The sequence below is a fragment of the Streptomyces sp. NPDC055078 genome (assembly GCF_053607985.1).
The window spans coordinates 1-9,479 of sequence record NZ_JBSGUP010000309.1; the positions used below are offsets into that span (position 1 = coordinate 1).

The 9,479-nt window shown below is 73.2% G+C and carries 7 protein-coding genes; 5 read left to right on the forward strand and 2 right to left on the reverse strand.

Going from position 1 to position 9,479, the window contains the following annotated elements:
- The coding region (locus tag ACWF94_RS23805; protein WP_453491922.1) for an ATP-dependent helicase at nucleotides 1-4,244 on the reverse strand (4,244 nt) is incomplete at its 3' end.
- Between the two features lie 90 nt (nucleotides 4,245-4,334).
- Here ACWF94_RS23805 and ACWF94_RS23810 point away from each other — a divergent pair.
- The 3 genes from ACWF94_RS23810 to ACWF94_RS23820 all read left to right on the forward strand — a co-directional run bounded on the left by ACWF94_RS23810 (nucleotide 4,335) and on the right by ACWF94_RS23820 (nucleotide 6,519).
- Nucleotides 4,335-5,192, forward strand: a complete 858-nt coding sequence (locus tag ACWF94_RS23810) for an AraC family transcriptional regulator (protein WP_453491933.1) — start codon at nucleotides 4,335-4,337, stop codon at nucleotides 5,190-5,192.
- Nucleotides 5,193-5,395: 203 nt separating this feature from the next.
- Nucleotides 5,396-6,214 (forward strand): AzlC family ABC transporter permease, encoded by an 819-nt coding sequence (locus ACWF94_RS23815; protein WP_453491936.1) that lies wholly within the window; start codon nucleotides 5,396-5,398, stop codon nucleotides 6,212-6,214.
- The gene (locus tag ACWF94_RS23820; protein ID WP_453491925.1) at nucleotides 6,211-6,519 is read left to right on the forward strand and encodes an AzlD domain-containing protein; all 309 of its coding nucleotides are present in this window, start codon (nucleotides 6,211-6,213) and stop codon (nucleotides 6,517-6,519) included. Before ACWF94_RS23815 ends, ACWF94_RS23820 begins: the two co-directional genes overlap by 4 nt.
- A 217-nt stretch (nucleotides 6,520-6,736) precedes the next feature.
- Here ACWF94_RS23820 and ACWF94_RS23825 read toward each other — a convergent pair whose 3' ends face one another.
- Nucleotides 6,737-7,669, reverse strand: a complete 933-nt coding sequence (locus tag ACWF94_RS23825) for a hypothetical protein (protein ID WP_453491928.1) — start codon at nucleotides 7,667-7,669, stop codon at nucleotides 6,737-6,739.
- Nucleotides 7,670-7,747: 78 nt separating this feature from the next.
- Here ACWF94_RS23825 and ACWF94_RS23830 point away from each other — a divergent pair, with 78 nt between their 5' ends.
- Nucleotides 7,748-7,942, forward strand: coding sequence for a DUF3046 domain-containing protein (locus ACWF94_RS23830; RefSeq protein ID WP_453491930.1), 195 nt, complete (start codon nucleotides 7,748-7,750; stop codon nucleotides 7,940-7,942).
- Nucleotides 7,943-8,288: 346 nt separating this feature from the next.
- Nucleotides 8,289-9,419, forward strand: coding sequence for an AI-2E family transporter (locus tag ACWF94_RS23835; RefSeq protein WP_453491939.1), 1,131 nt, complete (start codon nucleotides 8,289-8,291; stop codon nucleotides 9,417-9,419).
- Nucleotides 9,420-9,479: the final 60 nt, after the last annotated feature.

Here is a 9,479-nt window from a genome sequence, read left to right on the forward strand (position 1 = left end):
GCCCGGAGGCGGTCCACCGCCCCGTCCATCGCGAACTGGGCCGCGCCCAGCCCCTCCACCACATAGCCCCGGCGTGCCTGGCCGCTGTCCTCGAAGGCGGACAGGATCCGGTACGTGGCGGCGAAACCGCCCTCCACCCCCTCGGCCGCCACCGCGCCCCGGGTCACCACGCCATGGCGGTCGAGCAGCGCCCGGGCCAGGGCGTGGGCGCGGTGGGTCGGATCGGGCTCGACGGCCGGGAGCAGGGACCAGCGCCCGCTGACCGTCGGCGGACCGCTGCGGGAAGCGGGCCGGGCCGCCGCCGTCAGGCTTCCGTACCGGCCCCTCGGCACGGTCCGTCTGGCCCGGTGGGCGGTGGATCCGGCGGTGCGCCCCGAACCCAGCAGCGAGCGCAGCGGCGACAGCGTGTCGTTGGTGAGCCGGCCCGACCAGGCCAGGTCCCAGACGATGTCGGCGAGCTGGGGATCGGTGGCATCCGGGTGGGTGGTGGCCCGGACCTGGTCGGCGAGCTGGCGGAAGAACAGCCCGTACCCGGGGGCGAGGGCGGTGAGGACGGATTCATGGAGCGCGGTCGGCTCCAGGGGGTGCGGCGGGGGCAGGAGCAGCGGCGCCGCGTCGGCGAGGTAGAGGGAGACCCAGCCGTCCTTGCCGGGCAGCGAGCCCGCGCCCGCCCAGACGACCTCGCCGGTCGTGGTCAGCTCGTCCAGCAGGGCGGGGGTGTAGCCATGGACCCGGGACGGCAGGATCAGCTTCTCCAGGGCGGAGGCGGGGACCGCGGCGCCCTGGAGCTGCTCGATCGCCCGGGCCAGTCCGTCGATGCCGCGCAGCCCGCTGGCGCCCAGATGCTGCCACTGGGGAAGGAAGGTGGCGAGCGCGGCGGGCGGCACCGGCTCCAGCTCATGGCGGAGCGCGGCCAGCGAACGGCGGCGCAGCCGCCGCAGCACGGTCGCGTCGCACCACTCCTGGCCGATGCCCGAGGGGTGGAACTCGCCCTGGACGACCCGCCCGCCCGCGGCCAGCCGCTGGAGCGCGCCGTCCGTGACCGCCGCGCCGAGTCCGAAGCGGGCGGCGGCTTGGGTGGAGGTGAAGGGGCCGTGCGTCCGGGCGAACCGGGCGAGCAGATCGCCCAGCGGGTCCTTGACCGGCTCGGTGAACGCCTCCGGGACCCCCACCGGGAGGGCGGTGCCGAGGGCGTCCCGCAGCCGGCCCGCGTCCTCGATCGCAGCCCAGTGGTCCGCGCCCGCGATCCGCACCCGGATCGCCCGGCGGGACGCGGCGAGATCCGCCGCCCAGCCGGCGTCCGCGCCGCGCTCGGCCAGCTCGCCGTCGGTCAGCGGCCCGAGGACGCGCAGCAGATCCGCGACCCCCTCCTTGTCCTTGATCCTCCGGTCCTCGGTCAGCCACTGGAGCTCGCGCTCCAGCTCGGCCAGCACGTCCGCGTCGAGCAGCTCCCGCAGCTCCGCCTGGCCCAGCAGCTCGGCGAGGAGCCGGGAGTCCAGGGAGAGGGCGGCGGCGCGCCGCTCGGCGAGCGGCGAGTCACCCTCGTACAGGAACTGCGCGACATAGCCGAAGAGCAGTGAGCGGGCGAAGGGGGAGGGCTCGGGGGTGGTCACCTCGACCATCCGGACCCTGCGGGACTCGATGTCGCCCATCAGCTCCGTAAGACCCGGTACGTCGAAGACGTCCTGGAGGCATTCACGGACCGCTTCCAGGACGATCGGGAACGATCCGAACTCGCTTGCCACCTGGAGCAGCTGGGCCGCGCGCTGGCGCTGCTGCCACAGCGGGGTGCGCTTGCCGGGGCTGCGCCGGGGCAGCAGCAGCGCGCGGGCGGCACACTCGCGGAACCGGGACGCGAACAGCGCCGAGCCGCCCACCTGGTCCGTGACGATCTGCCCGATCTCGCCCCGGTCGAAGACGGCGTCCGCGGCGCCGATCGGGGCCTGCTCGCTGTCGTACGCCGTGTCCAGCCGGGCCGGGTCCTGGTCCAGGAGGTCCAGCCCCATCAGATCGGCGTCCGGCAGTCGCAGCACAATGCCGTCGTCGGCATGCATGACCTGCGCGTCCATGCCGTACCGCTCGCCGAGCCGGGCACCGAGCGCCAGGGCCCACGGGGCGTGCACCTGGGCGCCGAACGGGGAGTGGATCACCACCCGCCAGTCGCCCAGCTCGTCGCGGAACCGCTCGACCAGGATCGTCCGGTCGTCGGGCACATGGCCGCAGGCACGGCGCTGCTCGTCGAGATACGCCAGGACATTGCCGGCGGCCCAGGCGTCCAGGCCCGCCGCCAGCAGCCGCGCCCGCGCGTCCTCGGGGGGCAGGGAACCGATCTCCCGCTGGAAGGCGCCCACCGCGCGCCCCAACTCCAGCGGGCGGCCCAGCTGGTCGCCCTTCCAGAACGGCAGCCTGCCCGGCACCCCGGGGGCCGGGGAGACAAGCACCCGGTCGCGGGTGATGTCCTCGATGCGCCAGGAGGTGGTGCCCAGGGTGAAGACATCGCCCACCCGGGACTCGTACACCATCTCCTCGTCCAGCTCGCCGACCCGGCCGCCGCCCTTCTTGGGGTCCGCCCCCGCGAGGAAGACTCCGAAGAGGCCGCGGTCCGGGATGGTGCCGCCCGAGGTCACGGCGAGGCGCTGCGCGCCCGGTCGGCCCGTCACCGTGCCCGCGACGCGGTCCCACACCACCCGGGGGCGCAGCTCGGCGAAGGCGTCGGAGGGATAGCGCCCGGCGAGCATGTCCAGAACGGCCGTGAACGCCGAATCGGGCAGCGACGCGAAGGGTGCCGCGCGCCGCGTCAGCGCCAGCAGGTCGTCGGCCTGCCAGGTGTCCAGCGCGACGATGGCGACCAACTGCTGTGCCAGCACATCCAGCGGATTGGACGGGATACGGAGCGATTCGATGGAGCCGGTGCGCATCCGCTCGGTGACCACGGCGGACTGGACCAGATCGCCCCGGTACTTGGGGAAGACGACGCCGGTGGAGACCGCGCCCACCTGATGGCCCGCGCGGCCGACCCGCTGGAGACCGGAGGCCACGGACGGCGGGGACTCCACCTGGACGACCAGATCCACCGCGCCCATGTCGATGCCCAGCTCCAGACTGGACGTCGCGACCACGGCGGGCAGCCGGCCCGCCTTGAGATCCTCCTCGACCAGGGCCCGCTGCTCCTTGGAGACCGAGCCGTGGTGCGCGCGGGCGAGGAGCGGCGGGGCGCCCCGCCCGGCCCCGGACTGGGCCATGATCTCGGCCGGTGACACCTTCTCGGGGAGGGCTTCCCCGGTCGCCCTCTCGTACGCGATCTCATTGAGGCGGTTGCACAGCCGCTCGGCCAGCCGGCGGGAATTGGCGAAGACGATCGTGGAGCGGTGCGCCTGGACGAGGTCGGCGATCCGCTCCTCCACATGGGGCCAGATCGACGGCCGGTCCCCGCCGTCGGAGGCCCCGGACGCCCCCGATGTCCCGGACGAGGGGGACGAATCGGATGCCGGTGAGCCGCCCAGCTCGCCCAGGTCCTCGACCGGCACGACCACCGACAGATCGAACTCCTTGCCCGACGGGGGCTGGACAATCTCCACCTTCCGCTGCGGGGACAGATAGCGGGCCACCTCGTCCACCGGCCGTACGGTCGCCGACAGGCCGATACGCCGGGCCGGGCGGGGCAGCAGCTCGTCCAGCCGCTCCAGCGACAGCGCGAGATGAGCGCCCCGCTTGGTCCCCGCGACGGCGTGCACCTCGTCCAGGATCACCGTCTCGATGCCCGAGAGCGCGTCCCGGGCGGCGGAGGTGAGCATCAGGAACAGCGACTCGGGCGTCGTGATCAGAATGTCCGGCGGCTTGGTGGCCAGCGAGCGGCGCTCGGCGGCGGGGGTGTCGCCCGAGCGGATACCGACCCGCACCTCCGGCTCCGGCAGGCCGAGCCGCACGGACTCCTGGCGGATACCGGTCAGGGGGCTGCGGAGATTGCGCTCGACGTCCACCGCGAGGGCCTTCAGCGGGGACACATACAGCACCCGGCAGCGCATCCTGGCGTCGGCGGGCGGGGGTGCGGACGCCAGGCGGTCCAGCGCCGCCAGAAACGCCGCCAGGGTCTTGCCCGACCCCGTCGGAGCCACCACCAGCACGTCCGATCCCGCACCGATCGCCCGCCAGGCGCCCTCCTGAGCGGTGGTGGGCGCGCTGAAGGCTCCCGTGAACCAGCTCCGGGTCGCGGGAGAGAAGGAGTCGAGCGCAGTCCTGGCCATGTCCACCATCGTGCACCCCGCCACTGACAATCGGCCTCGGCGGTGCCCGGGCGGGCAGTGTCGAGGGCAGCGCACAATGGCCGTATGGGCATGGCGCGGCAGCGCGAACAGGCGAGGCACTGGCAGCACGAGGACCTGCCCGGCCTCGATCTGCTGCGTGCCCGCTATGTCCGCCACACCTTCCCCCGCCACAGCCACGAAGGCTTTCTGCTGGGCTCGATCATCACCGGCGTGGAGAGCATGAGCCTGCCGGACGGGCAGGTGGACGCCCACCCCGGCTCCGCCATCATGATCAACCCGGAGGTGCCGCACGGCGCCCGGTCCGGCAGGCCCGAGGGCTGGGCGTATGTCGCCCTCTACCCCTCACTGGACCTCGTCTCCGGTATCGCGGGCGAGATCAGCACCCTGCGCGGCAGCCCCGCCTTCAGCGCGACGCTCGCCGACGACCCCCGGGCCGCCGAGCTGATCCTCCGGGTGTGCCGGGCCGCCGAGGCGGGCAATGCCCTGGCCGCCGACAGCCTGCTGCGTATCGTCGTCGCCCGGCTCCTCGGCAGTCATGGCGGGCGGCTCCCGGCCCGTACGCCCCGGGACTCAGGAGCCCGTACGGCAGCCCTGGCCAGAGCCCTGCTGGAGGAGCGGATGGCCGAGCCGCCGTCCCTGGAGAGGCTGGGCAGCGAACTGGGCACCAGCCCCTTCGCGCTGCTGCGCGCCTTCAAGGCGGCGTACGGCATGCCACCGCACACCTGGCTCACCGACGCGCGCGTGCGCCGCGCCCGCGGCCTGCTGGACACCGGAAGCACACCCACGGACGCCGCGCTGGCGGTCGGCTTCACCGACCAACCGCATCTGAACCGTCACTTCACCCGGATCGTGGGGGTGCCACCCGGCGCCTACCGCCGGGAGCGCGCCGGGCGGTCCGCGTCGCACGATGCCGGGCGGGCGCCCTGAGGGCAGCGCTGCCCTCAGGGCGGTCGGCGTCGCGCACGGCACCGCAGCCCTCAGGGCGGTCGGCGCCGGGTCAGGCAGTGCGGTCCGCCGGGCGGTCGGCGGCGCAATAACGTACAAGACCGTGGACGGCGGCGCCGGGTAACGTCCGTGGGGTGGCAGACCAGACAGCTCAGCCGAAAAGTGACCCCTCGGCGCCGCCGGGCATACGCGCCGGGGACGCGCCCGGGGCGAAACCCGACTCCGCCGTCGTCCGGGACGCGCTCGGGGTCGGAGTCGCCGTCGGCCTGTCGGGCTTCGCGTTCGGGGTGACCTCCGCGGGGTCCGGGCTCAGCCTGCTCCAGACCTGTGTGCTGAGCCTGCTGGTGTTCACCGGGGCGTCGCAGTTCGCGCTGGTCGGCGCGATCGCGGCGGGCGGGAACCCGTTCGCCGCCGCGGCGGGAGCGTTTTTCCTGGGCATCCGGAACGCCTTCTACGGGCTGCGGCTGTCCCAGCTGCTCGCCCTGCCCCGCTTTCTGCGTCCGCTCGCCGCCCACTGGGTGATCGACGAGACCACCGCCGTCGCCCTGGCCCAGCCGACGCGGCGGGCCGTGCGCCTCGGCTTCACCGTGACCGGCGCCACGCTGTACGTGCTGTGGAATCTGACCACCTTCCTCGGGGCGGCCGGCGCGGAGGCCATCGGGGACACCGACGCCTGGGGGCTGGACGCCGCCGGGCCGGCCGTCTTCCTCGCCCTGCTCGCGCCCATGCTGCGTACGGCGACCGAGCGGGCGGTCGCCGCGCTCGCCGTCCTGCTCGGACTCGGGTTCCTGCCCGTGCTGCCCGCCGGGGTGCCGGTCCTGGTGGCCGCACTCGCCGCGCCCGCGGTGCTCTGGCTCAAGGGCCGGGCCATGGGCACGCCGGACAGCGAGAGCGGCGGCGGAGGCGAGTCGGGCCGCCCCCGGCCCGCGCCCGGCGCCGGGCAGCCGGATGCCACGGAGTCCGGCGCCACCGGACCGGGGACTGCGAAGGGTGAGAACCGTTGAACATCTGGATCGCGATCCTGGCGACCGCCGTCGGCTGCTACGCCGTCAAACTGGCCGGACTGCTCGTTCCGGCCAGCGCCCTGGAGCGCCCCCTCGTCCAGCGGCTGGCGGCCCTCCTCCCCGTAGCCCTGCTGGCAGCCCTCACCGCACAGCAGACCTTCAGCGCCGAGGGCTCCCTCGTCATCGACGCCCGCGCGGCGGGCGTGGCGGCGGCGGCGCTCGCGCTGGTTCTGCGCGCCCCCTTCCTCGTCGTGGTCGGCGCGGCGGTGGCTGTCACGGCGGGGGTACGCGCGCTCGGCGGGTGACACTTCGCGCGAACGGGGGGCGTGTGCGGCTCGTGCGCCGTCCGTCCGGTGCAGACGCTCGGCGGGCGGCACATCCCCCGAAACGGGGCATGCGCGGCTCCTGCGCCAGCCGCCCGTACGGGTGCTCGGAGGGTGGCACTCCGCCCGTCGCGACCGACCGTACTCAGGCGACTGCCCGTACTCAGGCGACTGCCCGTACTCGGGCGACTGCCCGTACTCAGGCGATCGCCCGGCCGTACGCCCGCAGTGTCCGCAGCGCCTCGACCGTCACGATCGGCCGCGACTCCAGGGCGATGCCCGGCGCCCACTGACGCCAGTTGACCGGCCAGCCGCCGTCCTCGCGCTGCTCGCTCTCCAGATGCGCCAGCGAGCGTTCCATCTCCTCGTCGGTGAACCAGCCCCGGGCCAGTGACTGGGGCGTACGGGCGTAGTCGTACGGAAAGTGGTGCTCGCCGGGTGCGTAGCCGTCGGCGACGGGGTATTCGCCGATCCGGTCCGGATCGAGTACCGCCAGCCCCTGTTCGCGGGTCAGCCGCCCCAGCCGGTCCGCCGCCGCCTCGGCGCGCGAGCGGTCCGGAACCCCGTCCAGAAAGGCGACCGCGGCCTCGATCTCATACGGATGGGACTTCTCCAGCCGCTCGACGGCGGCCCAGCAGAAGTCCGTCGCCCGGAACAGCCATGCGTGCCACACCTGATTGCGGTGCAGCAGACCGACGACCGGGCCGGTGGCCAGCAGCTCGCCCGGAGGGTCGTCGACGATCGGGATGAACGGCGCCGACGGATAGCCCCGCTGCGAGGGATGGATCGCGGGCAGCGCCCCGTCGGGCGTCGACACTTCGGTGAAGTAGCGGCACATCCGCTCGATCCGCAGCCCGCCGCACCGGCCGATGGAGTCCAGGACCCGCAGCGCGTGCCCCGTGTGCAGGGGCTGGCTCACCGGGCCGCGCAGATCGGGTTCGAGGGCGTGACCGTACCCCCCGTCCTCATGGAGATACGCGGCCAGGGCGGTCTCGACGGCGTCTGAGTCGCCGCCCAGGAAGTGATACGCGAATCGCCGCTGCTCAAGCACCCGGGCCGTCAGCCAGACGAACCGCGCGGCGCGGGCGAGCGGGGAGGGGGGCGCGGGGTCGGTTGCTCCGGTTCCAGCCATGCCCCGACCGTAGGACGGAAAGGGCTTGCCGCGTACGGGACGGGCCGGAGCGCACCCCTGGAGCGGGATACTGAGTGCATGCGGTTGACGATTTTCTGGGAGCGGATGGCTGACCACTTCGGCGCGGCGTACGCCGACTCCTTCGCGCGTGATCATGTGATGGCCGAACTGGGCGGCCGTACGGTCCATGAGGCGCTGAACGCCGGATGGGAGACACGGGACGTGTGGCGGGCGGTCTGCGCCGCCGCCGGTGTCCCCGCCGAGAAGCGGTGACCGGCCGGAGCGGGTGTGCCGGAGCCGAGGAGTCCGGACGGAGCGGATGTACCGGAGCCGAGGAGTCCGGACGGAGTGGTGACGGGCGCGTGGTGACGGCCGGCCGGGGCGGGAACGGATGACCGATCACGTCGGCGCACTGCCCGCCGATGGCGTAGGCGACACTTGCCCTGTGCCTCCGAAGACCGACAAGAGTGACCAGGACAGAACCGATCAGGCCGTGCCCAGACAGGGCACGGCTTCCGGCGTGCCCCCGGAGAGCGCCGCCCCCGGCGTGCCCGCCGGAGGTGTGGCGCCTCCGAACGTGCCTCCCCCCGGGCGGGTGGAGGGCTCGGGCCCGGTCCGTATGCCCCGCTGGCTGCCGCGCGCCATGCTGCTCGCGCTGGCGCTCTACGCCTGCTTCCAGCTGGGCAGTTGGGCCTTCCACCAGCTCATCGGGCTGCTGGTCAATATTCTGATCGCCTTCTTCCTGGCGCTGGCGATAGAACCGGCCGTCGGCCGGATGGCGGCACGCGGAATGCGGCGCGGACTCGCCACCTTCCTCGTCTTCTTCGGGGTGCTGGTCGTGGGGGTCGGCTTCGTCGTCCTCATGGGTTCGATGCTCGCCGACCAGATCGTCTCCATGGTCGAGGACTTCCCCAAGTACCTCGACTCCGTCATCAGCTGGATCAACCAGACCTTCCGCACCGAGCTGTCCCGGGTCGAGGTGCAGGACAGTCTGCTCAAATCGGACTGGCTGCGGAAGTACGTACAGAACAGCGCGAGCGGCGTACTGGACGTCTCGGCCACCGTGCTCGGCGGCCTGTTCAAACTGCTGACGGTCTTCCTGTTCTCGTTCTACTTCGCCGCGGACGGGCCACGGCTGCGCAGGGCGCTGTGCTCCGTACTGCCCCCGGCCAAGCAGACCGAGGTGCTGCGCGCCTGGGAGATCGCCGTCGACAAGACGGGCGGCTACCTCTACTCGCGCGGTCTGATGGCCCTGGTCTCCGGGGTCGCCCACTACATTCTGCTGGAGATCCTCGGGGTGCCCTACGCACCCGCGCTCGCCGTCTGGGTCGGACTGATCTCCCAGTTCATCCCCACCATCGGCACCTATCTGGCGGGCGCGCTGCCGATGCTGATCGCCTTCACCGTCGACCCCTGGTACGCGCTGTGGGTGCTCGGGTTCGTCGTGGTGTACCAGCAGTTCGAGAACTATGTGCTCCAGCCCAAGCTGACGGCCAGGACGGTCGACATCCACCCAGCGGTGGCCTTCGGTTCGGTCATCGCGGGCACGGCGCTGCTGGGCGCGGTCGGCGCGCTGATCGCGATTCCGGCCATCGCCACGCTCCAGGCGTTCCTCGGTGCCTATGTGAAGCGGTACGACGTGACCGACGATCCCCGTGTCCACGGCCACCGGAGGCGTGACGGCGGACGGCTGCTGCGACGGATCCGTGCCGCCCTGGAGGAGCGGCGGAACGTGCGGGAGCGGGCCTGAAACGGGCTCCCTGAGGGCAGAACGGGCTCCCTGAGGGCCGAGGGGCGCGGGACGGCTCAC

Excerpts from the sequence above, each read along its gene's own strand:
- ACWF94_RS23835 (WP_453491939.1), top strand. The coding sequence starts at position 8,289 with ATGCCCCGCTGGCTGCCGCGCGCCATGCTGCTCGCGCTGGCGCTCTAC.
- ACWF94_RS23830 (WP_453491930.1), top strand. The coding sequence starts at position 7,748 with ATGCGGTTGACGATTTTCTGGGAGCGGATGGCTGACCACTTCGGCGCG.
- ACWF94_RS23810 (WP_453491933.1), top strand. The coding sequence starts at position 4,335 with ATGGCGCGGCAGCGCGAACAGGCGAGGCACTGGCAGCACGAGGACCTG.
- ACWF94_RS23825 (WP_453491928.1), bottom strand. The coding sequence starts at position 7,669 with ATGGCTGGAACCGGAGCAACCGACCCCGCGCCCCCCTCCCCGCTCGCC.